This is a genomic window from Pseudomonas ficuserectae, from assembly GCF_024584585.1.
In the GTDB taxonomy this organism is placed as follows: domain Bacteria; phylum Pseudomonadota; class Gammaproteobacteria; order Pseudomonadales; family Pseudomonadaceae; genus Aquipseudomonas; species Aquipseudomonas amygdali.
Genome location: NZ_CP085684.1, coordinates 2,472,669 through 2,497,547, shown reverse-complemented (window position 1 = coordinate 2,497,547; position 24,879 = coordinate 2,472,669). Strand labels below are relative to the sequence as shown.

12 protein-coding genes and 1 pseudogene are annotated in these 24,879 nt (G+C 58.0%); 2 read left to right on the top strand and 11 right to left on the bottom strand.

The features are described from left to right. Positions 1 to 93 precede the first annotated feature (93 nt). From LJU29_RS10905 to kdpF, 6 genes are all read right to left on the bottom strand, one after another. Entirely contained in the window at positions 94 to 786 is a 693-nt protein-coding gene (locus LJU29_RS10905) for a response regulator (protein ID WP_005746102.1), read from the bottom strand. Further along, positions 783 to 3,446 carry a DUF4118 domain-containing protein gene (locus tag LJU29_RS10900; RefSeq protein ID WP_257112310.1) on the bottom strand — a complete coding sequence of 888 codons (2,664 nt, stop codon included), beginning with the start codon at positions 3,444 to 3,446 and terminating at the stop codon, positions 783 to 785. Before LJU29_RS10900 ends, LJU29_RS10905 begins: the two co-directional genes overlap by 4 nt. A 66-nt stretch (positions 3,447 to 3,512) precedes the next feature. Continuing rightward, positions 3,513 to 4,085, bottom strand: coding sequence for a potassium-transporting ATPase subunit KdpC (gene kdpC / locus LJU29_RS10895; RefSeq protein ID WP_004664723.1), 573 nt, complete (start codon positions 4,083 to 4,085; stop codon positions 3,513 to 3,515). Between the two features lie 54 nt (positions 4,086 to 4,139). Beyond that, a complete protein-coding gene (kdpB, locus tag LJU29_RS10890) occupies positions 4,140 to 6,218 on the bottom strand; it encodes a potassium-transporting ATPase subunit KdpB (protein ID WP_117139857.1) in 2,079 nt (692 codons plus the stop codon). Positions 6,219 to 6,228: 10 nt separating this feature from the next. Further along, complete coding sequence (kdpA, locus tag LJU29_RS10885) at positions 6,229 to 7,923, bottom strand: potassium-transporting ATPase subunit KdpA (protein ID WP_257112309.1); 1,695 nt, start codon at positions 7,921 to 7,923, stop codon at positions 6,229 to 6,231. Positions 7,924 to 7,925: 2 nt separating this feature from the next. After that, positions 7,926 to 8,021, bottom strand: a complete 96-nt coding sequence (kdpF, locus tag LJU29_RS10880) for a K(+)-transporting ATPase subunit F (RefSeq protein ID WP_003406089.1) — start codon at positions 8,019 to 8,021, stop codon at positions 7,926 to 7,928. A gap of 242 nt (positions 8,022 to 8,263) precedes the next feature. Here kdpF and LJU29_RS10875 point away from each other — a divergent pair, with 242 nt between their 5' ends. Further along, positions 8,264 to 8,527, top strand: coding sequence for a helix-turn-helix domain-containing protein (locus LJU29_RS10875; protein ID WP_005753408.1), 264 nt, complete (start codon positions 8,264 to 8,266; stop codon positions 8,525 to 8,527). Between the two features lie 257 nt (positions 8,528 to 8,784). Here LJU29_RS10875 and LJU29_RS10870 read toward each other — a convergent pair whose 3' ends face one another. Further along, complete coding sequence (locus LJU29_RS10870) at positions 8,785 to 9,765, bottom strand: IS5-like element ISPsy2 family transposase (RefSeq protein ID WP_054078085.1); 981 nt, start codon at positions 9,763 to 9,765, stop codon at positions 8,785 to 8,787. A 42-nt stretch (positions 9,766 to 9,807) separates the two neighbouring features. Next, complete coding sequence (locus LJU29_RS10865; RefSeq protein ID WP_257112306.1) at positions 9,808 to 14,208, bottom strand: RHS repeat domain-containing protein; 4,401 nt, start codon at positions 14,206 to 14,208, stop codon at positions 9,808 to 9,810. Between LJU29_RS10865 and LJU29_RS10860 the strand changes: the two genes are divergently transcribed. Beyond that, the gene (locus LJU29_RS10860; RefSeq protein ID WP_257112304.1) at positions 14,188 to 14,592 is read left to right on the top strand and encodes a hypothetical protein; all 405 of its coding nucleotides are present in this window, start codon (positions 14,188 to 14,190) and stop codon (positions 14,590 to 14,592) included. The genes LJU29_RS10865 and LJU29_RS10860 overlap by 21 nt on opposite strands. 106 nt (positions 14,593 to 14,698) lie before the next feature. On the opposite strand, the gene LJU29_RS10855 is transcribed toward LJU29_RS10860, so the two are convergent. The 3 genes and pseudogenes from LJU29_RS10855 to LJU29_RS10845 all read right to left on the bottom strand — a co-directional run bounded on the left by LJU29_RS10855 (position 14,699) and on the right by LJU29_RS10845 (position 24,777). Beyond that, positions 14,699 to 15,184, bottom strand: coding sequence for a hypothetical protein (locus LJU29_RS10855; protein ID WP_005753400.1), 486 nt, complete (start codon positions 15,182 to 15,184; stop codon positions 14,699 to 14,701). A 51-nt stretch (positions 15,185 to 15,235) separates the two neighbouring features. Then, positions 15,236 to 20,429, bottom strand: a pseudogene (locus tag LJU29_RS10850) (imidazole glycerol phosphate synthase). 49 nt (positions 20,430 to 20,478) lie between these two features. Further along, entirely contained in the window at positions 20,479 to 24,777 is a 4,299-nt protein-coding gene (locus LJU29_RS10845; protein WP_257112303.1) for a hypothetical protein, read from the bottom strand. Positions 24,778 to 24,879: the final 102 nt, after the last annotated feature.

The following is a 24,879-nucleotide window of genomic DNA, read 5'->3' as shown; positions in this document are numbered from 1 at the left end:
GGTGTTACCTCAGGAGTGAATATGGAGTGTGCGGCTTTGACGGTTCGATGCAGTAAAAGTGCCGTGCCACGGGGGTATGGTCGCTTTTTTCATCTAGTGGTCGGCCAGCAAACGATACCCTATTCCAGGCTCGGTGAGGATGAACCTCGGGGCGGTCGGATCGTCTGCCAGTTTCTGACGCAAATGCCCGACCACAATGCGCAGGTAGTGGCTGTCATCGGTGTGGGTAGGCCCCCAGATATCCTTGAGCAACTGCTGCTGGGTAATGACCCGCCCAGGGTGGCGTGCCAACTGCGCCAGCACCGCGTATTCCTTGCGCGTCAGCGCCACTTCGTGACCATCGAGCAGCACCCGGCGATAGGCCAGGTCGACGGTCAGCGGACCGAATTGAAGGGCCGACTCCGGCTTGTCGCTACCGGAAACCTGCCTGAGCAGCGCCCTGATTCTGGCCAGAAACTCCTGAATGCCGAACGGTTTGGTCACGTAGTCGTTGGCCCCGGCGTCCAGTGCCTGGACTTTCTGTGCTTCGCTGGCGCGTACCGAAAGCACCAGTACCGGCACCGCTGACCACTCGCGAAACTCGCTGAGCACTTGCTGGCCGTCCATGTCCGGCAGGCCAAGATCAAGCACCAGCAAATCCGGCTTGTTCAATGCCGCCTGGGTCAGGCCATCCCCGCCGGTGGCCGCTTCGAGCACCTTGTAGCCTTGAGACACCAGACTGATACGCAAAAATTTGCGAATCTGCGGCTCGTCATCGATGACCAGAATGGTTGCCGCCTGGCTCAAGCTGACTCCTCCATTTCCACATCGGGCTGCGCCTGCAATGGCAGGAACAAGGTGATGCGCGTACTCTGCCCGTCAATGCCTTCCTCTACCGTGAGCCGTCCACCATGCGCGCCAATCATTCCCTGACAGATCGCCAGCCCCAGGCCCGTGCCCTGCCCGCCCCGATCACCGCGTGCCGCGGTATAGAACATGTCGAAAATCTTCGCCCGTTCATCCTCGGGAATGCCCGGCCCTTCGTCACTGACCGAGAAGAACAGCTCGCTGTCGAGCACACCTGCTGCCACCTGCAAGCGCCCGTCGACAGGTGAAAAGCGTGCAGCGTTTTCCAGCACATTGACCAGCGCCTGCTCGATCAGCGCCGCATGCACGTACAGCAATGGCAGCTCGCCGGTCACCTGAGTGCTGACCTGCAAGGGTGCCAGCACGGCGCGCAGCCGGTTGAGCGCACTGCCGACGATATCGGCAGGCGACACCCAGTCTCGTGCAAGTTTCAGCGCGCCATGCCCCAGGCGCGTCATGTCCAGCAGGTTCTGGATATAGCGATCCAGACGTTCGGCTTCGTCGCGTGTACCTTCCAGCAGCTCGCGGCGATCCTCCAGCGGGATGGCTTCGCCCAGCGCCAGCAGGCTATCGATGCTGCCGCGCATGGACGTCAGTGGCGTGCGCAAGTCGTGGGACACAGAGGCCAGCAAGGCGCTGCGCAATTGCTCGGTTTCACCATGCAGACGCGCGGCTTCAAGCTCTTGCGCCAGTTGTGCGCGAGCCAGCGCCTGCGCCAGCGGCTGAGTCAGCGCCGCCAGCAGACGCCGGTGTTGCGCGGTGAACGACTGGCCTTCACGCGCACTGACACCCAGCAGGGCCAGTGGCCCTTCTTCCGCGGTAATCGGCCACCACCACCAGCGCCCGGACGGTAGCGTGCCGGTGCCGCTGCCAGCCGGTTGATCGTGCTGCCAGGCCCAGTCGGCGGCGGCACGTTCGGCTTCCGAGAAGGTCAGCGGCCCACCAGTTTCAACAACCAAACCGCCCTGACCGTCACGATCAACCAGGCACAGATACAATTCCTTCCAGCCGGAAAAATGCTGTTCGGCGGCATTGAGCACCGCTTTGCGATCCGTGGCAGCGGTCATCTTGCGCGACAGGTCGAGCAGTTCGCTGGTCTGTTCCTGAGTATCACGCAACGCCTGCAACTGCCTGCGCTGGCGCGCCGCGAGCTTGCCGGTCAGCGCCGACATCAGCAGGAAGAACAGCAGCGTCAGCACGTCTTCTTCGCGCTGGATGTTCAGGGAAAAACTCGGTGGAATGAACAGAAAGTCATAGGCCAGAAATGACAGCCCGGCACACGCCAGCGCCGGTCCCATGCTGCTGCGCACCGCAACCAGTAACACCGCCGCGAGAAAGATCAGGGAAATGTTGGGCAGCGCCAGCACGCCCGACACACCCCAGGCGACCAGACTGGCAAGCAGCGTGGCCACAAAGGCCAGGCCGTAATCGAACCACACCACTTCGCGAGCCGGGCGTGCGCGGGGCGGTTGATCGGGTAGCTCTTCACTGTCGTCGAGCACCGAGATTTCCAACCCGTGCCCTTCACGCAGCAAACGTGCGGCAACGCCGCCGCCAAACACCCGGCGACGCCAGTGCCGACGCGACTGGCCGACCAGTACCACGCTGGCACGCCGTTCGATGGCATGCTGCACCAGTGTTCTGGCAACCTCTCCGGCACGTAATGAAACCGCCTCGCCACCCAGCCGCTCGGCCAGTTGCTGAGCGCTTTGCAGGCGCGCGCGGGACTGCTCGTCGAGGGTTTGCCCGTCGTCCACATGCACGGCGCTCCACGGCAGGTGGCGACGCTGAGCAACCCGACTGGCGTGACGCACCAGGCGCTCGGCATGGGTATCACCGTCGATGCCCACCAGCATCCGCCCACGAACTGCCGGAGCCGACTGGCCCAATTGCCGGTAGCCCTGCGCCAGATCGTTATCGACCTGCGCCGCAGCGGTCTGCATAGCCATTTCGCGCAGCGCAGTGAGATTGGTTTGCGTGAAGAAAGCGTCGATGGCCGCGCGCGCCTGCTCAGGCACGTACACCTTGCCGTCGCGTAGGCGCTCCAGCAGTTCGCGCGGCGGCAGGTCGATCAGCACCAGATCGAAAGCTTCCTGCAACACCCAGTCCGGCAGCGTTTCGCGCACCTGCACCCCGGTAATACCGCGCACCTGATCATTAAGGCTTTCCAGGTGCTGGACGTTGACCGTGGTGTAGACGTCGATGCCGGCAGCGAGCAGTTCCTGAATGTCCTGCCAACGCTTGGTATGCCGACTGCCGGGCGCATTGGTGTGCGCCAGCTCGTCGACCAGCACCAAAGCCGGTGCCGCCTTGAGCAAGGCATCAAGGTCCATTTCTTCAAGGGTCATGCCGCGGTATTCGGTGCGCAGCAAAGGCTGTTGCGGCACGCCATTGAGCAGCGCTTCGGTTTCCGCACGGCCGTGGGTTTCCACCACGCCCGCCACGACCCTGACGCCCTGACGCAACTGCGCATGGGCCGCCTGAAGCATGGCGTAGGTTTTGCCCACGCCCGGCGCGGCACCGAGAAAAACCTTCAGCCGCCCGCGCCCTTCGCGGGGCAGCTGGGCCAGCAGTGCATCAGCTCGACCGGAATCACTCACCTTGGTTACCACCCCTCTCTAATCATCTACAGCTTAGTGAATCTGCTGCGAACACGGCGCACTTTGTTACAACTGCGCGTTGCGCGGTGCAGACGGTAACTGATTCAGGCTCATATTCAAGGCCAATACGTTGACCACGGGCGGGCCTATCAGCGGACGTTGCGTGTTGGCGTCGATCAGCGCCTGTACTTTCTCCAGCGGCAACTGGCGCGCCGCGGCAACGCGACCGGCCTGCCAGGCAATGGCTTCAGGCGAGAGATGCGGGTCCAGACCGCTGCCGGACGTGGTCAGCAAGGCCAGTGGCACCGGTTCCTGCGAGGCATTGGCCAGTTTCGCAACGTCCTCTTTCACGCGTGTCACCAGTGCCGGGTTGCTCGGCGCGAAGTTGCTCGCGCCACTGGCTACCGTCGCAAATGCGCCTGCCGAAGGACGCGACTGAAACCACTCATCACCCGTAAACGACTGGGCGATGAGTGCCGAGCCGCGCACTTTGCCCGCCGCGTCGTACACCAGGCTGCCATTGGCCTGCGCCGGAAACGCCACTTGCGCAACCCCGGTGACTACCAGTGGATAGGCCACGCCGGTGATCAGGCTCATCAACACGATCAGACTCAAGGCCGGACGCAATACATTGGACATCTGCACATCCTCAATCAGGTGAGGCTGCACGCCGACCGGCGTGCAGCACAGGCTTCAAACAAGGCCGAGTGCGACCAGCAGCATGTCGATCAACTTGATGCCGAGAAACGGCACAACGATGCCGCCCAGGCCATAGATCAGCAGGTTGCGACGCAACAGATGCGCCGCGCTGGCGGCCTGAACCCGCACGCCACGCAGGGCCAGCGGGATGAGCACAACGATGATCAGCGCGTTGAAGACGATGGCCGAGACAATCGCACTTTGCGGGCTGGCCAGTTGCATGACGTTGAGCACGCCCAGTTGCGGATAAATCGAGGCAAACAGCGCAGGCAGCACGGCGAAGTACTTGGCCACGTCATTGGCAATCGAAAATGTCGTCAGCGCACCGCGTGTGACCAGCAATTCCTTGCCGATCTGCACCACGTCCAGCAGCTTGGTAGGGTCGCTGTCGAGGTCAACCATGTTGGCCGCTTCACGCGCGGCCTGGGTGCCATCGTTCATCGCCATACCGACGTCCGCCTGCGCCAGTGCGGGCGCATCGTTGGCACCGTCGCCGCACATCGCCACCAGTCGGCCTTCGCCCTGCTCCTGACGAATCCGCTCCAGCTTTTTCTCTGGCGTGGCTTCGGCCAGCACATCATCGACACCCGCTTCAGCGGCAATGGCTGCAGCAGTCAGTGGGTTGTCGCCAGTCACCATCACCGTGCGAATCCCCAGCTTGCGCAACTCCTCGAAGCGCTCGCGAATACCCGGCTTGACCACGTCCTTGAGATGAATCGCACCCAACAAGCGACCGTTGGCGCAGACCAGCAGCGGCGTGCCGCCGGTCTTGGCAATCTTGTCGACTTCCCGCGCCAGGGCAGGCGGCAGGTCGCTACGCTGCATGTTGATGAAGGCTAGCAGCGAATCCACCGCGCCCTTGCGGTACACATGGCCCTGATAATCCACACCGGACAGACGTGTATCGGCGCTAAACGGTACAGCGGTTACCGAACTCAGGGTGGGCTCGTTCATCGGGTGCAGATTGCGCAGGAACTCGACGATGGATTTGCCTTCCGCCGTATCGTCGGCCAGCGAGGCCAGCAAGGCGCCCTCGCCCAGTTCCTTCGGGGTCACGCCGGGTGCTGCGTAAACGGCAGCGCAGCGGCGATTGCCGAAGGTGATGGTGCCGGTCTTGTCCAGCAACAGCACATGCACATCGCCCGCAGCTTCCACGGCGCGACCGGACTTGGCGATCACGTTGAGGCGCACCAGCCGGTCCATGCCGGCAATGCCGATGGCCGACAGCAGGCCGCCAATGGTGGTCGGGATCAGGGTGACCAGGAGTGCTACCAGAAACACCAGCGGCAGGCTGCCCCCGGCAAAGTGGGCGAACGGCTGCAAGGTGATGACCACCAGCAGAAAGATCAGGGTCAGGCCGATCAGCAGAATATCCAGCGCGACTTCGTTAGGGGTCTTCTGCCGCTTGGCACCTTCCACCAGCGCAATCATGCGGTCCAGCGTCGATTCGCCGGGGTTGGTGCTGATGCGTATCAGCAGCCAGTCGGACACCAGTCGGGTGTTGCCGGTGACGGCCGAGCGGTCGCCGCCGGATTCGCGAATCACTGGCGCGGATTCGCCGGTAATCGCCGCCTCGTTGACCGCCGCGATGCCTTCGATGACTTCGCCGTCGCCAGGGATCATTTCCCCGGCGTCGACACGCACCACATCGCCCTTGCGCAACTCGCTGGCTTTGATGGTGCGCAGGCTGCCATTCTCATCGCGAATGCGCGCCTTGAGCCCTTCGCTGCCGGCCTTGAGGCTGTCGGCGCGGGCCTTGCCACGACCTTCGGCGAGCGCCTCGGCGAAGTTGGCGAACAACACGGTGAACCACAACCACAGGGCGATCTGCACGCAGACCGAAGTTGGCACCTGCGGGTTGGGGATCACGCACAGCACGGTGGTCAGAATGGCAGTCAGTTCCACCACCAGCATCACTGGCGAACGCTTGAGCTGGCGCGGGTCGAGCTTGACGAACGCCTGCACCAGCGCCGGACGCCACAGGGCAGCGATGCCGGTCTTGGCTGACTCGCTGGCGGCCTGAGGCTCGGCAGTTTTTACAGCATCACGTCTTGAAAAATCAGTAGTGCTCATGATCGGTTCCTCAGAAACCCAGGCTCAGGTGTTCGGCAATCGGCCCCAGTGCCAGGGTCGGCAGGAAGGTCAAACCACCCACCAGCAAAATGGTGACGGTCAGCAGAGTGACAAACAGCAGGCCGTGGGTCGGGAAGCTGTTCTGACCCTGTGGTGCGGTTTTCTTCATGGCCAGGCTGCCAGCCAGTGCCAGCACCGGCAGGATGTAACCAAAGCGGCCAATGAAGATCGCCAGGCTGAGCATCAGGTTGTGGAACACGGTGTTGGCACTGAAACCGCCGAACGCCGAGCCGTTGTTGGCCGTGGCCGAGGTGTAGGCGTACAGCAACTGGCTGAAACCGTGCGGGCAGGGGTTGCTGACCGCACCGGCCGGGCCAGGCAGGCTGGTAGCAATCGCGCCCAGCACCAGCACGCCGACCGGCATCACCAGCAAGGTGGCGACCAGCAGCCGGACTTCCTGCGCTTGCAGCTTCTTGCCGAGGTATTCCGGCGTGCGGCCAATCATCAGGCCGGAGAGAAATACCGCAATCAGTACGTTCAGCAGCATGCCGTTGAGGCCCACACCCACGCCGCCGAAAATCACTTCACCGACCATCATGTTGACCAGCGCAACCATGCCGGTCAGAGGGTTGAGGCTGTCGTGCATACCGTTGACCGAGCCGTTGGAGGCCGCAGTGGTAGCGACTGACCACAGCACCGTGCCGGTGGTGCCGAAGCGGGTTTCCTTGCCTTCCAGCGGTGCGGTCTGCTCGACACCGGCGATGTTCAGTGCCGGGTTGGGCTGGTACTCGGCCCACAGCGACACCGCGCCGCCGATCAACAGCAGTGCCAGCATGCAGCCAAGAATTGCGCGGCTCTGGCGCATGTCCTTTACGTAGTGGCCAAAGGTGAACACCAGCGCTGCCGGGATCAGCAGGATCGACACCAGTTCGAACAGGTTGCTCCACGCCGTCGGGTTCTCGAACGGGTGCGCCGAGTTGACGCCGAAGAAGCCACCACCGTTGGTGCCCAGCTGCTTGATCGATATCTGGCTGGCCGCAGGGCCCATCGGCAGGCTTTGATCCGCGCCTTGCAGGGTCAGCGCATCAATGTAATGACCGAAATTCTGCGGCACGCCCTGCCAGACCAGAAACACGGCCAGCACGATACTGATCGGCAACAGCCCATAGAGCGTGGCGCGGGTCATGTCGGCCCAAAAGTTACCCAGGCTCTGCGACGAGCGACGGCTGATACCGCGACATAGCGCGACCAGCACGGCGAGACCGGTGGCAGCGCTGACGAAGTTCTGCACGGTCAGGCCGACCATCTGGCTCAGGTAGCTGAGCGACGCTTCGCCGCTGTAGGCCTGCCAGTTGGTGTTGGTGACAAAACTCATCGCCGTGTTGAAAGCCAGCGACCATTCCATGCCCGGCAGTTGCTGCGGGTTGAGCGGCAGCACGCCTTGCAGCATCAGCATCGCGAACAGCACGACAAAGCCTGCAAGGTTGAACGCCAGCAAGGCCCACATGTATTGCTGCCAGGATTGCTCGGTTTTCGGGTCGACGCCGTAAATTCGGTAGCAGGCCCGCTCGACCGGCCCCAGCACCGGGCTCAGCCAGGTGCGCTCGCCTTCCATGACCCGATAATAGAAACGCCCCAACCAAGGCGCGGGTGCCAGCAGCAGGACCAGAAAGGCCAGGATCAACAGATAATCGTAACTGTGCATGATCACTCCTGACTCTGATCGGCGCGCAACAGCGCCACTAGCAGATAGATGAACAGCCCGACTCCCATCAGCAGCGAGATACCATCCATAACGCTCATTGAAATTTCCCTCATCAGGCAACACCGATACGGCACAGGCCGCGTGGGGAGATTGTCCGCAGGCGGGGTGTAAAGGCGCGAGATCGACAAGCTGGTCGGGGCGTAAAGAAGCTGTAAAAAAGCGCTACAGCCTTGACGGCGCAAGGCCTTCGCGGACCTCCAGCGCTGTCATTTATGTCAGGTTCGCGTTGGGGATTGCGGGGGTATCGTGGTGCGGCGATCTTCAGGAAAAGGACTTCACCATGCTTCGCGACAACGGAAAACCACCCGGCACCACGCCGCCCTCCCACACCACATCCGCCACTGTCCAGTTGACTGTCAAGGAACGACAAGTCCTGGAATGGGTGGCGATCGGCAAATCCGCGTGGGAGATATCCCGTATTCAAGGGTGCACGGAAGCGACCGTGCACTTTCATACCAGCAATATCCGCCGCAAGTTCGGGGTGACGTCATTGAAGGCGGCGCTGGTGATGGCGATCAGGCAGGGGGTTATTTTGGCGGAGTGAAGTATTTAAAACCGGTGCACCCCACAGGAGGTAATCCCCTGCGTTGTGCACTTGGATGGCGGATCAGCACTTATATTTATTAGTCTGAGTCGAAGGTATATTTATCCTTAGGGAAGGTCTGAAGTAGCCGGATGTTTTCCGGCTACCGAGTCCTCAGCACTTTTCAAAAAACGATGCATGTCGAAATTTGCTCAATTATCTTCGCTTTTCAGCTCTTTCGGCCGCTGCAAAGCCTTTTGCGGTAACCATTTCCTGCATTACACGCGCACCTCTCCTGCGCTCGCCAACAAATGTCGGCGGGCCATCCACAGGTTTGACAGGGCGAACAACGTCACCATCTGCGCGGTGTTCTTGGCCAAGCCCCGAAAGCGCACTTTTTCATAGCCAAACTGGCGTTTGATGACCCGAAACGGATGCTCGACCTTGGCGCGAACCTGGGCCTTGGCCTTCTCGATTTTGCGGATCGCCTTGTACAAAATACTGCGTTTTCCGTGCTTTTTGTAAGTGCTGCGGCGGGCGGCAATCTGCCAAATGACCTTGCGCCCGGCGTGTTCTTCGCGCTTCTCGACCCCGGTGTAACCTGCGTCGGCGCAGACTACGTTTTCCTCGCCGTGCAGCAGTTTGGCAACCTGCGTGACGTCTGCCACATTGGCCGCTGTTACTACCACGCTGTGCACCAGGCCTGACTCGTCGTCGGCGCCGATGTGAGCCTTGGCGCCGAAATAGTACTGGTTACCTTTCTTGGTTTGATGCATCTCAGGATCGCGTTTGCCATCCTTGTTCTTGGTCGAACTGGGCGCGTGAATCAGCGTGGCATCGACGATGGTGCCTTGACGCAACGACAAGCCACGGTCGCCCAGATAACCATTAATTACGCCGAGAATCCCGGTCGCCAACTCGTGCTTTTCCAGCAGACGACGGAAGTTGAGAATGGTGGTTTCGTCTGGAATTCGCTCCAGGCTCAGGCCTGAAAACTGACGCAGGATGGTCGTCTCATACAGCGCTTCTTCCATCGCCGGATCGCTGTAGCCGAACCAGTTCTGCATCAGATGAACACGCAGCATCGCCATCAGTGGGTAGGCGGGCCGGCCACCTTCTCCTTTTGGATAATAGGGCTCAATCAGGGCAATCAAACCTTTCCAGGGCACCACCTGATCCATCTCGATCAGGAACAATTCCTTACGGGTCTGCTTGCGCTTGCCGGCATACTCGGCGTCGGCGAAGGTCATCTGTTTCATCATCGAAAAGCTCGGCGACTGGTGTCCGGAGATTTTGCCAAATTAGGAAGTCTTTTTCAGAGTTTCCTTAGGTTTTCCACGCAGGTACCGGTCCAATCCTACTTTTCCAGGAGCCAGTTTTGGATGCCTTATGTTTTCTACGGTGGGAATTTTTTTAAGCTCTTTTCTGGCAAGTGATAAATCTTTTTTAATCACAGAACGCGCATGAGCAGTCATTCCGGTTTTATCGATATTCTTCTGCATGTATCTTAATACTTCGACAGCGTTGACTTCTTTGCCAGTAAGAAATTCTGCTGTTTTAAGCTCGTAATTACTTATGGCAGAATCAATTCTACGGCGATAACTTTTGGTAGTCTCAAGCAATCTAGCTACGTCTTTTTGCCTGATGGTTTTTAATGCTGTTACGCTTTTACTCCCACGAGTGGTAAGTAGCTCAGGAATTTGTTCGACGCCTGGAGATTTTGTGGTCAGAGTAGGAGTCTGCTTTAAGGCTCGGTACAACAGCTTGAATGGAGTAGATATCCCAAAGTGCCCCGACGGATCCACCCTGTTCACCGGATCGCCCTCGACATACGCATACCCATTCACCCCTCCCTTGCCAAACGGACTCCAACTATCGGGACTGTTGAAGCGCATCAACACCGGGCTGTAGGCCCGATAACCATTCCCCAGCATTTGCCAGCCGCTATCCGCCTCGGCCAGTTCGCCATTGAACCCCAGTTTGCCGAGTGGGGGGGCTTCACTGCTGGCGTGGCCGTAGGCCGTATACCTCTTCCGGTTGACCCCGTCGCCACCTACCTCGCCCAGCACGCTATCGCTGCCGTCGGTGGCAAGCAGCAGCGTGTGATCACTCTGCTGTTCGGCCAGCAGGTAGTCGTCGCCACGCATGAAGGTGCTCTGGACATGGCTGCCAAGTTGATTGGCCAGCCCTGCGTCGCTATAGAAACGCAGGTCCCTGTCGTCGCCACGGGTCTCCCCGGTCAGTTGGTCCTGGGGGTCATACTGGTAATGAATGCCGGCCGAGGGCGTGCCTACTTCGATCAGGCGGCCGAGGGGATCGTATTTAAGCGTGCGCCCGGCTTCGTCGGTTTTGAGGTTGCCGTCCAGGTCGTACTCAAGTTTGATTTCAGACGGGTAGTATTTATCATTACTGTTCGTCACCCGGCTCAACTGCACCGGGTCGTCACCTTCGTAAAAATACCTGGCATTGTTGCTCTCGACATTGCTGTTGTCGTCGCTGCCGTCATTGAAGCGGGTCGTGACGACCGTCAGGTTGTTCGCGCCATCGAAAGTGAAAGCCTGCGCGCGGAGGGTCCTGCCATAGGGGTCCACTGGCCGCTGAGTTCCCGTGCATTGGTATTGACCCAGGCGACCGGACGGATCGTAAAGGTAGGTTTCGTCACGGAGTGTTTCCGTGCCTTGGCGCAGAGTACGCTGGACCATGTTATCCACATCATCATAGACCTGAACCATCTGTTGCTCGACTCCGTCGAGGTCAAACGTACGCTTTACTTCCCGACCCAGATCATCATATTCAAGGCTGATCGCGACGGTTCTCTCGCGGCTGCCGTCGGTCTTGTCGGTGGTGGTGATTTTTGCGAGGCGACCAAAGACAGTGTCGTAGTCGAACGTTGAATAGACCTCACCCAGCGAGGTTTCGTAAAGACGACCGCAGCTGTCATAGCGATTGACCTGCTCCTGTCCCAGTACGTCGGTGTAAGACAGCAGCAGGCCCAATCGGCTGTAGCTGTAGAACATGTCGTAGGTCTTGCCTGCCGAGGTGCGCTTCTCGCTTTTCAGCGAGCCGGTACTGTAATACTCGCGATCCAGTATCTCGCCCTGCTCCGAGGAATGAAGCAGACGAGCATTCTGCTTATCGTAACTGTAATCGGCAGCCAAACCCGGCTCCGCAGTCCGGACAGGCCCGGACTCTTTCAGCGGATCAACTTCGCAGGTGGTTTCAGGTTCAGGCACAGCTTCGGACTGCACCCTGCGCCACGGCTCATCGCCCACCTGGGGCTTGTATTCGTAGTCGATTTTCCGCTTGCTGGGCAGGGTTATCGTTTTGGGCTGCAGCAGACCGGGGTCGTAAACAAACGTACGTTTACGCCCCCCGGTGACAGAGCTGACCAGACGATCCAGCCCATCGAACTCCTGCTCTCCCAACACAATGCTTTTGTCGTTGTGCTCGATGCCGATACTGACGGGCAAGTCTTCGCTGCTGTAGCCAGCATAGCTGCGACGCACGATGGCCCTGCTTGGCAATGTGGACTCGATCACCCGATCAAATACGTCGTAAACAGAGGTGGTGCGCCGCTCGCCGCCCGCTTCCCCGACAATTTCCTCGACACGGCGGCCAAGGCCGTCGTAATGGTACTGGCTCAGAATGACCGAGTTTTCAACCTGATCCTTTCGCTCGCTGCGGGTCGGCTGTTCGAACAGGTTCATCCAGGTCTCGGTGAACTCGCTTTTACCGCCACCGTTGCCTTCGATCCAGCTACGTTGAATCGGGCCCTGCGATTGCGCCGTACCAATAGGGTCGGTCTCTTCGAGCGTCTTGACGCCATCCGGCCCGGTGACGCAGAGCTGCTTGCCCCAATCGTCGTATTCGAAGACGCTCTTGAGCGCCAGATCCTGCTGGCCCAGCCAGTCAAACTCGGTCTCACTGACCATAAGCCCCCACGCATCGTAAACAGCCTCGTAGGTCTGTCGGGGCTTATCGGCGCGTGCAGGATTATCTGCGTCATCCCGTTCCTCACGGACGACTCGGTTGAGGCCATCGAAGTGGCTGCAGGTTTTTACCCCTTTGACGTCGATGAGCGTCTGCATGGCCTGATCAGTCGCGTTGGCACATAGCTGATACTCGTAACTTCTGGTCGCGTTGTAGGTTTCATCATTTGGCGCCACGGTTTCACTCAGCACACGTCGCAGGCTGTCGTAGACATAACTAATTTCCACGTTGTTGTCGTCGCGATTGAGCAAGGGTTCGCCATCGAGCAGAGAATCCTCCAGCGTAATGACCTTCTTCGCGCCATCGAAGCCGGTTACGGTCTGTACGGTTTGCAGCACTGTCGCGGCATAACGGCTGCTCTCAGGGACGCTTTCGGGAGTGTTCTCGGGAGCACTTTCAGTGGTGTTCTTGAGGAGGCGCACAGGAATGCTGTAGGCGTACGCTGTGCTGGTCACCTTCCCACCCATGATCACTTGCTGCAATTTGAGCCGACCGTGCAGGACTGCATTGTTCGGCTCATCGAAGTATTCGTAGGTCGTGCGTTGCTGTTCCTGCTCACCGTCAGTAGCCTGCATCAGTAACGTCTCGCTTTGCGGTGCAAGCCATTTCTGTAGCTGGCCGCCACCCACTGCTGGCAACGCAAGGTAGCGATAGCGGGTGATCAGGACCGGCGCCTTGCCGTAGCCGGATATCGCCGGGGTGACCTTGCTGCTTTTCATCCAGCGGACGAAGCCTTCAGGGTCCTTCGGGCATCCGTCCTCGCCGTCGGCCAGATACCACTCACTGGCCTCGACCACACCGTTGGCCTGAGTCTGAGTGAGCAGATTACCGTGCTCGTCATACGTGCTGCTGACAGTCTCACTGCGCGGCACACTGCCGTCTGACGACAGCCGCCAGGTGGTCTGGATCTCTTTGGGCAGCTGACAGTAGGCAAGCTGAGTCGAAAAGGGTTCTCCCGGCTTGATGTAGTAACGAGTGTCCACCTGCATGACGGTAAGGTTCTTGCGCGTGGTTTCTCGAGTGAGCAGGTGAAACTGGTTGAAGGTTCGTTCGATGCTGCGCTCGGCATCAGCCTTGCCCGCGACCTCGACACGCAATGTTTCGGTCGACGAATACTCGTATAGCTCCGCCCCGAGGTACAGATACAGATTGTCCAGACCATTGTCTTCCCAGGCGATATCCAGCCCTGCGCCCAGAAAATTGTGCTCGCGCCCGGAGCTGTCCTTGTAAGTGTAATAAACGTCCATTTGCGCCTGCCCCACGCCGGGCGTCGTGCGATGGCGCGTGACTCTGGGGAGAGGCGCGCGTTCCGCCCTCTTAGGAAACTGATGGCCGCTGTCGGTATAAAAGATATCTTCCCGGCCGCCAGCGGGTGTTTCCACCGCCGTCATGCATAAATGCTCACGGATCGTGTTGTATACAAAACGCCAGGAGGCAGCATTGTCGGTCGGCAATTCGATACGGTTGACATGGTGATCCGATCCACCCAGCACCATCACGAAGGTCGCATCCGGTTCCTCGCCAGCAATCATCCGCAACGTTACCGACGTTTCGTCGCGGCTGATGCCGAGCAGGAGCTGATCCGAGTCATCCTTGATTTCGCTGAGCATTTGATGCCCGCCGAAAGAAGCGTAATCCAGCGTGATACTGTGACCTTCAGGGGCGAATACGCGCACCGGCAGCGCGACTCTGTGGGTGCCGCTGCCGCGCATTTCGAGCTGCTCCACCAGACCGGACTTGTGCATCACCCGGTAGTGATTATCGTCCTCCTTGTACAAGTGAAAGCTGTCGATTTTCTTTTCCGACATCAGCATCTGGCCGTTGCCGGTTTGATCGACCTTGAATGTCTCGCCGCTGCTCAGCGATACGATCTGCTTACCCGGATCGTACTGCGACAATTGCAGGTTCCAGCCAAGACCAAAGCCGCTGTCCTGACGGTTGAGAGGATTATAGTTGAGTGCCAGTGGCATGCCCGGGCCACGCAACCCGTTGGTTTTGACATCGGGCAGGGTGATCGCCACTGTGTATTGCCCGGTGCGGGGGTCAACGCCGCTCTGTACATAACTGAGGAAGTTGAACGCGTTGGAGTGTACTGAAGTCGATGCTGTCATGTTCCATGAACCTCGAACTTTATGTATTAAGATAACCGCCGCCCACGGGGCAACGGTTAAGCAGGTCTGACAAGTCCAGTTGTACTAACAGCTAATCCGATACATCGACACGCACGCAGGACAACTTGCCTTTTATATTTTCATCACCGTCATACGCCTTGATCACAACAACGCCGCGACTGACGATGGTGTCGACCGGTTTGCTTCTGAGCTGGTCGATGGATATCCAGGGTGTTGTAAGGGGGTCGATATAAGTCTCGAGCCCAAATACCCAGCCTCCCGAATCATTACAATCTCTGGATTCCAGGTATATCTTCATGGCCGAGCGCACATTATCCAGCTTGATAAAACTCATCTCATCGTTCGTGCACCCATGATCTTCTTTGTTGAGATAAACCGTGTCGTCCTTGGCGGTAAAGTTGCAGTTCTTGCCTCCGCCATCAGCGTTTGCTGCGAGCATGATCAGTCGAACCGCCTGTGCCGGGGGCTTTGGCACCGGGCTGTGGGACGGGACGAGCGTACAGCCTGTCAAACCCGCAAGCACTACACAGGCAAAGGTTTTACTTAGCGCATTCATAATAATAATGACTCCCTGTCGGTGTGTGGCATCAATGCCTTATTCGGGCTTCTATACCGAATAGAGGGTATGCATGAGACGGTTGCGCCTGCCGACGCCGGTGGCCAGAAAACCGATTCGTCGTTTATGGGCATTGCCCTGCTTATCGAGCAACAGGACTACTATTTCCCCCATCAATTTGTCGCGTGAGTCACCTACCGGGATATATTTAAGGCCCCGGAGGCGGTGCAGGCTGATGACCAGTTTGCCGGTCTCGAATAAGGACATCTTGACGTCAATGTCCAACGTGTGGACATCCCCCATCACGTCCTGGAGCGCTTCGTCAAAGTTCACCTTGCTTACATCACCGATAACCGCAGGGTCGTCGAAAATAAAACCCGTCCAGCTGAACATTTTTTCTTCTTCCAGCTCGCTCTCCCAGAGAATGATCGACGTATTGATCCCGTCACCGTCAGGCTTGGAGGGCAGAAACTTCAGCGTCTCGAAATTCACCCATTGCTGGGTTTCGGGGTTAATGAAAGTCAGCGTCCAGTAATCAGTGGTCTCGAACTGGTAATCGAAATGCACATCCACCCCAAAGTCCGGAGCCCCACTCGACGGCGGATCAACCGGAGGATTTCCGCCATCCCCATGTGCACGCCGCGGAATGAAGGTGTAACTGCGGGCATCGAAACTGGGCAAGTGTCGCGGGGTGATTTCAACCTTGCTGTTAATCTCTTCAACCATCAAAGAGGTCCACCACTTGGCGTTGTCATCCTGAAATTTCGCGTGGAAGACTTTGACGAAACCCGATACCGCCCGGCTGTGCAGGAAGAAGTACTGCGTGATTGTCCGTGACGCATCCAGGCCCGATTCAGCAGCCAAGACGCCAGCCCCGGATAGCTCGAAGCGGTTATATTGACTGCGCACGCGCCACGTTTGGCCATCCCCCTCGGGTATGCCTTCGAGATGGGAGAGTACTGACTCGATACATTGATTGGATTCATCGTCTACCAGACGCATGGAGGCCCTTTCGGTGGGACTCAGCTCGTACTCGATGTTGTTGTGCGGCCTTATCTGGGTCTTGATCTGCAGCCTGAGTTGCTGATAACCGTTGGGGTACAGATTGCCTGTATTACCGTAAGGCGGTGACGAGCCAGGAACCGTGACGATAAACATCGACATTTCTTGCCAACTTTCTTCATCGATGACTTCGGATAATTCGATGACGCTATAGCCGTACGCCATAACCACCCCCTTGCTCAGCACTTCACAGCTCACCACGCTACTGGCGACAAACGCCTGATCGGGCGGCATGAAAAGCCCCTACTGATCAACAGTGCCTAGCCCACCCGCCACTTTCCAGCGTCGCTCAAACCCAAGCAGCAGTGCGCTGTCATCGTGTAACTGCACCGCTACCTTTGGCCGTGCTCTGGGTACGAAAGCTGGCTCGATACGCAGCGTTTGCTGCCCTTTGGCAATAAGCACCGTAGCGATGCCACGGTCATTACCCAACGCCTGTATCTGTTGCACCGCCAGTGCTCTTTTTCCGGACCTGGCATCCGGACTGAAGAGCGCGCCCTTGTCGACCGTACTCAAACTGCCAAGCTCAGTGCCCAACAGCGCCCAGCTCACCGGGCTGCCGTCAAGCGTCGAAGCCGCCAGCGAGACCGGTTGCAGCGCATCCCCCCCTGGCACTACCGTTACACTTGGCGCCAACTCCATGCTGCGTGATACCACACCCACCAGCGCCGAGACCTTGACGACAGCGCCTGACTCTTCATACGTGGCTGTGATGACCACGCGCAACGCGTCATGGCCAATCGCCTCAAGCCCCGGCGCCGTGTAAACACCGCTGGAAGAGATGCTGCCGCTTCCCGCAGCCAGGTGGCTTTTAATGCTTAACGCACTCCAGCTGGTGGCCGGTATTTCTTCGCCTTGCGGGTTGTGCAGGGCAAATCGCTGAGTCTGCCCGACCTTCAGGGTCGAAAACAGGGGTGTAATGCTGGCCTGTGTCGAACGAAGGCTGCCAAACAACAGCAGGTCATGTGGGCGGTATTGCTCAAGTGGTTCGAATACGCGTCCACCGGTGAACTTCAGGCAGTCCGCCACGTGCAGACGTTCACGCTCGATCATCGACTGAGTCTCTTGCGAGAGCATCAGCACCGTGCCGTAGGTTGGCTGACCGTCTTCCCCACGATCATCAGGTATCGGATAAACGAAATCATCTGTCGGTGCAAACACGCCTTCAGCGTCGCCATCCTGCGCGCCCATGAACAGCACAAGCGCGCCATCACCGGTAGTAGTGTCCATACGCGCATCGCTTGAACGCGGCGCAGCGCGGGTAACAAGCCGCAAGCTGGCTGGCGTCTGAACATGATAGCGATTGAGCTGTGCCTGCAGCACAGAGAAAACCCGGCGATGAAGTGCAATCTGCTTGAACTCCTCAGCAAAGAAATCTGCCAGCCGCAGATTGATCACATCATCGAGGCCCCCCAGATTACAGGCAATGTCAACCCCGCCGGCCAGATCGAGCAGCACATGCCCCTCATCACCCACGAAGAGGTCAACAGTCATTGCCAGCCTGAAGCCCATGGGCTCGCTGATGATGGAGCTGCCGGACACGGTGGTTGCACTCCCCTCCGGCTGATGCAAGCCGCTGTAACGGCCAGACACCATGTTCATCGTGACGAGGACACTGCCGGAGCCCGGCGAGTCAGGCAGAAACGACAGGACCGGCACGCCCAGCTCGACCTGTTTCAGACGAACAGTGTCGCCTTGTCGCTCATCCACCACGATGTCGCCGGTGAACAACGGCAAGAAGGCCAGATCCTGATAGCGCTCGATGTATTGTTGCTCTATATGCCGGTTGAGCTCGCTGCGACTGACCGCCGCGACGGCTCCCCAGCCTTGGGTCAAGGTACCTGCACCCGCTCGCTGCACAATACCGCTCAATGAACGGGGCATTGCATTAGCCGCCGAGCCCCCCGCTGTCCCGGTCAGTGCCTGCACCACACCGGAGGAACCACTCAATGGCAGCGGCAGAATCAAGTGCCCGGCCATTGTGCCCAAAGCGTCGTCTTCAAATTCTGCAAACACGACAACGTAGCGTTCGGGTGCTTCGGCATCACAGCTGTACACGCCAGTGGCGTCTATAGAGCCCGGCCCATCAAGACTCCAGGTGACTTGAAGGTCATGACCATTGACGACGACTTTCAGCTCGGCACGCTGATCATTGACGCTGACAAGCGTGATGAACAGCATCGGTGAGTGGCGAAGAACCAGAACCTGAATTGACTGGGTGTGCTGATCGTCGCTGACCGTTATTGTGTCAAGGACATAGGTATTATTCCCTGTCCCACCTGGACCGGCGACGTAAAACTGCTCATGCGGTGCATCGACGCCATCCTCAAGCGTCCCGCTTTGTCCGGGTATCGGATCGACCACCGTCCATTTCAGGGGAGTTGCACGCGAACTGCGTGCTGAAAGCGCTATCCGTTCACCGTAATTACACACCTGAATCAACGGGCTGACGCTGACGCTGCTGGTGAGCACCGTCAACACTGCGGTACTCTCATGCTCCGACACCGGGTCAATAGCCTTGATCAGTACACGCTGAAAACCCTGCCTTGCGGGCAGCGTTGCGGGAGCCGTATACCGGCCCTGCATATCGATTTTTCCCAGTCCTTCAGCATCGCCACCCAAAGGATCTTCCAGAGACCAGGCGATGCCCGCCCGCGCAGGCTGGGTGGTCAATTGCAGCTCTTCGCCTATACCGATCAATGCCTGGTGCCCGGCGATACTGAACGTGGACGCACCGGGATCGATACGACCGAACACGGCCAGGTCATAAGGCAGACGCTTGAGTACGGGTTGCAAAGCTTGCTCGTCAGGCAATAACCAGCCGCCCAGAAAACGCTCGGCGCCGGTAGCATCCAGAGTTTTGCTCAACCCTTGAAGCACAGCGTTTTTGACGGTGTAGGCCACGAAGCCGTTGACCTGTTCCAGCTCCCTGGCACTCAGGTTGTCCAGCGTTCCTGAAACGGCGCTGACCTCATGATCGAACAGGTAAGGTGTATAAAGATGCCCTTCCACTGCTTGATCATCTGACTCACCTTCCAGCAGATGAAACTCATGCTTGAGGCTGATGTTGAAGGTAGCGTTGTGCGATTGCCATTCATCGCTGTCCAGCGCTCTGTAGCGAAAACCCAGCGTGCAGGGAAACTCCCAGGTCTGCGTGGTCTGGACGTACTCGAAGTCAATGGTCAGGGGATGCTCGGCGTTGAAGGCCTGAACGTTGAAGGATTCCGATTCAAAGACGAATTCCGCGCTGCGATATTCTCCAGCCGGAACTTCAAACGTGCCGGCCTGAGCGACCATCTGCTTCAGTGGTTTATCGTTTGGAACGTTGTAGCTGAATTCAGACGCTTGCAGCATCTGTATCGCCGCATGACCAAAGGCAGCACGGTGCAGTGCGTGAGAGGAAAACACGGCGGTCGCCGAATACGAATGCTGAGCATCGTTGGGAATCAGGTAACGGAAGTCGGAGTCGCCACCCGGAATCCCGCCCGACACGCCGTATTGCATGGTCGTGAACAGCAGCAACGCGCCTTTTTTATGGACCGATACAGCATTTGGGCTTTCAAGCTGTGATCGCACATCAATTCTACGTACATTGAGCAATTCGTTGCTCTGCTCGTTGAAAATACCCAGCCTGAACTGCTGCTCCTGATTTTCCGGGTTGCTGAACCAATCCTGAAAAAAGTCGCCGATCTTCTCTCGTTCGGTAGAATGGCCCGGAAAATCCAGTGAAAGGTTTTTAGCCAGACCAAGGTCCACCACCAGATCCGCGCTTTGACTGCTCATTTCCAGATCGAAATCCAGGCCCGGCGCATTCAGTGGGTCGTAGGCTGCGATTCTGTGAACATTGTGCTGCCCTAGAGCGTTCTCTACCACGGTATGCAAACCGGCGATAACCGGAATGCGCCAGGCCAGCAGCGAATTCTCCAGAACGCTGTGCTTGAACGACAAGGTTGGTGCCCCGAGAACACAGCCCGAGAAAAAAATGGGAATCAATCGTATTGGGAATCGTGATACTTCCGTCCGGCACCGGACGCGACATTCCCTGAGCCAGACTCTGTTGGTAAACATGGTCGAGGAGCTCGTTGACCTTGTCGCCATCCAGAGCAATGATCGCGTCCCAGCCTCTGAGACGCGTGTTATCTTTCATCCATGCCAACAGACTTTCCGCTGAATAACCAGCCATGACATCACCTCCTGTGATGTTGATATAGATAAGACCGATGTGCCTTGGGTCAGGACGCCGGTACTTCTTTGCCCTTCATCAATTCCAGCTCCGTGGCAAACCCGTCCACCGGTAGCGGCAATATGATATGCCCCTCAATGACGTCAAAGACTGAATGATCGGCCTCGGCAAAAATAAGCACAAACCGGTCAGTCGACGATATGTCGGGGGTGTACAAGCCGTCACTGATGCTCCCGCTCCCGGCGCCTATTCTCCACTCGACGCCGGCCGGCGTAGCGCCATCGGCAAACGCTTGCAGTTGAACCTGATCGGCACGAATGGTCACAACGTCCACGGGCTTGCCGACCTTCGCAACCTCCAGAACTTCCGAAACCTCCACGGTTCTTACGACTTTCACGGTTAACAGTGGGATTTGATGCTTTACCAGCACCCACGACGAAACACTCGCCTGCCCACTGGTCACGACTATCTGATCCAATAGGTAGGTTTTGCCGGACACCTGCTGCGCCGCGACGTAACGGTGATCACCATCAGCCAGTTGGCTGGGCTCCAGGACACCGCTTTCGCCGGGAACCGGATCCTTGAGCGACCAGTACATTTCTTCTGTGCCGAGCGAGCCTGCCTCGAGCTCCACAATCTGCCCGGCGTCACACACCTGAATCAACGGATTGAGGGTGATCGGGTTGGTCACGATCGTGACCAGCGCCGAACTCTGATAGTTGGAGCTCATGTCAGTGGCCGTCACCCGAACACGTGTGAACGGAAACTCGGTTGCCGAGCTTTCTGGCGCGTAATACCGGCCGGCACCATTGATGGCACCGTAGTTCTGCGTATGACCATCCAGACGTTCGACACCCCACGTCACACTCAACGCCAGCGGTTGAGTGGTGAAGGTGGTGAAGGTGGTGGAACTGTCGACTACCATCAGATGCTCCGCCGGGCTGACGACAAAGTCTGCCCCGGAACTATTGATGCGCCCGAAGGCGGCTATGTCTCTGGGCGCACGCAGTACATCAGGCACAATGGCTTCGTTGAAATTGAGATTGATACTGTCCCGGATGAACGAACTGATCGGCACACGGGTAGCGAGTTTGCCCTTTAGTACGGCCCTGATCCCGGACTCGAACGGATGAGTGTCCAGGGTCTCGAAATTCGTCTTTACTGCCACTATCAAAAACGCTAATGACGGGCTCAATGGTGGTGGATCCAAATCTCCGAAAGCCGGTTCACCGCTGGTGGTATTTATCGTGAGGCTGGGGGTCAGAACGAGGTCGTTGTTTTCTTCGGCGAAGGTATAAATGCACCGTACATCGACCGTGATGACCTTGCTCATGACCAGTACCGTCTGGCCTGGCAACGTAAGCATAACGCTGGGTGTAGCTTTGGGCTTCCAGGTCAATTCCACCGTGCCATCGCAAATGAGTTGCACTGACAAAGGCGTGCTCTCCAACGCCTCAAGCCAGGTCTCGGGTTTGTAAACATTTGCCATGACTGACACGCCATCGATTTGAACCTCGACATCCCGGCTGCTCGACTCAGACGTCTTCAATCTGCCCGACTTGGCCGTCGCCTTGACCAGTCGGCCGGAGCCATCATGAACAAATTCGAAATCCACGTCTGCAATAACCGAAGCAATGGTCTTGGTCACCTCGCCGATGAACAGTGCCGCCTTGAACGTACGCTCAGCACTGAACAAAACTGTTGCTGAGTAATCTTTCCCGACATCATCCGGTATCAGGTATTGGTACTCTACCGGGATGTCGCCGTCTTCCTGACTGCCTTCCAGACGAATGAACACCAGCACGGCCCCGTCGCCATAGTTGGCGGCATGCGGGTCGAGAGGTGCTGCAGGATTGGTCTGGGTGCGCAGTTTGAAAGACTGAGGGTGCATCAGATCATTGCTGCCACGCTTGATCACGCCAAGCGTCCATATGCGCTCATCGTCCGGCAAATCATTGAACAGGGCTTTGAAAAAATCTCCGCCGAGTGCCCGGTCAGCCCTGTCAGCCGCGAAGGTAAGAATGAAATTGTCACTGTCCTTGAGGTCGAGCCGCACCCGGCCATCGCTCTCGATATTGCCCGGGACCATTTCCAGCGCGAGATCCAGTGTCAGCTTCGGACCTTGCAGCGCATCGATATGGATAACCCTGTAGGCTTCCCAATTATCGACGTTATTCTTCATCGTCAATTGGGTTCCGCCCAGAATCGAACAGGTCAATGTCGCATGAGAATAACCGAGGTTATCGTTCGAGAAGGCCAGTCTGGGCGCATCCAGAATAAAATTGTGAATACATTCTTTAAACCCGTCGCTCAGTATCACCTCTCCGCTCACAGGCTTTATACAGGTGTCCGACGAAAAACGCGCAACATACTCCTGAAGCAACAGGTTATTCACCTCGCCTCGGGCCATTGCAGCGATGGAGTCCCAACCCCACATAACATTGTTAGCGGGGTCTTTCATCCACTCGGTCAGGTGGTTCAGCGTGTTATTGGCCATAGGGTTGCGTCCTTGCATGTGTGGGGTCATACCAGTGGCTGTTGCGTCCTGCGCCAGCCCGCCGGCCTGTGAAGAATGACCGTCCAGTACCTCGAAATCGATAGACGGAAACTGTGTGTAAGTCGCCCCGTCATCAAAGCTGACTTCAACCGCCACGGTGTTGGTCAGATTGTTTCTCTGCAGACTCTCCAGAAAGTCCCTCGGGATGATCACCGACACCTGCTTGGATTGGTATTCCGCCTCACTGAGCGGTTCGGCTGCGCCGGTACGTAGCCCGAGCGCTTGTGGCGAACCCGATTGTGACAAGCCAATGGCCTTGATTCGTACCCGTTGCCCGGGTGCCATATAGGGCCAGGATGCGAGGTCCAGACCCGCACCTTCTGACGGCACAAGGTCGAGGTAAAGCTTGGTATCGGTAATGCGTGGTCGCATGATCTGGATAACCGGCCAAACACCGACAAGGCCTCTGACTTCCAGTTCGAATACTGGCGAAGTGCCTGACTGCGACAGCGAAACGACCTTGTAATACACATCTACCCACTTGCCCATATTGGCCGGAACCGCCGTGGACGGGATGATGAACAGGCGCGGATCGTCTGGTGAAGGATCAGCGATAAAGCTGCCCGTGCTTGTATTGCCATCCCAGTGCATCTGTACCGTGGAATCGTCACCGATGAAAGCATTGTCCGGTATGCGAATTTTCACCCCGCTCTGCAGCCACGAGGCATTGATATAGCCCTTTACTCCCCATTCTCCAGAGCTCTCGATCGTGGCGTGGTCGATAACGGGCACAGGAAGATCGAGCGCAAGACTCAGCATGACCTTGCGCGGCAACGAGCTGGCGGCATGGCCTGGTCGCGCGTACTGATACACCAGCTCGATTTCCTTGCCGTTATTGGCGCAAAGCCAGGCATTCGCCAGCGAGAACTGCAGTACGCCACTGTCGAGATTGGATATGTCGGCCCTCAGGGTCTGCACCAGCATATTGCCGCTGGAAACGTAAACCACGACATCGTCATCGATCTGCATGCCCGAAGGATCGATCAGCAGGGTGATGCCGCCAGGAAAGGCTTCCGGATCCAGTGAGCCACCGTTGAAATCCTTGATCCTCAATGCCGGCAATAACGCCGCTGACGGTGCGACGATGGCCAGTGACTGGGTGACTGAATCCGTTATCAATGTGGAATCGGCATACTCGATGCGGTAGCTCATCAGCGCGACGCCATTTGCAATTGGAAAAAATACGCTAGTGGTTATCGACCACCGCAAAGGCTGGCCCACCTCGTCCCCAGTCAATAACCGGGACTCGACCCAAGGGTCCGAGGGGCAGCCGTCGTCGAAATAAAGATCCAGTGTGAGGATCACTTTGTCGCCCTCGCGCATGGCCAGATACGGCGGCGTCACGATCGACACCTGATTGACGCCCCACAGCAGGTCGGGATCAAGCTTCAGATCGTGAGACTCCTTGCATTGCGGCACCCCCAGCCCGGCAGCCGTTGGTGGACGTTTGCCAACATAGAAAAACAGGCGCTGGGATTCCTCGATGCTGCCTTCGACTATGTACGAGTAAAACACCCAGCCATTGCCAAGCCTCGTCAGCAACGGGTTATTGATCTTCAGCAGCATGCCTTCAGGCTCCAGGTCCCCGACCTCGACAAGTTCGCCGACATAGTCCTCCACTGCGCCCAAGGCGCTGCAACCTCGCCAGTTGGGCATGAACCAATCACCTTTTTCGATACCTGGATAGTTGATCCAGGTGAGCAGGTCGGCGCCGCCCAACTGATCCAGGTCGAGGTAATTCCCGGGCTGCTGCAGGTCGGGCACCTTGGGGGCGGGAAAATCCAGCGCCATGAGTGAGACTCCTTTCTCGTTTCCGCCTGAATGGGTGTATCGCAAGGGTTGACCTTGCAAATGCGGATAGGACTTTTTTACGCCGGTGCCCACCAGTTGCCC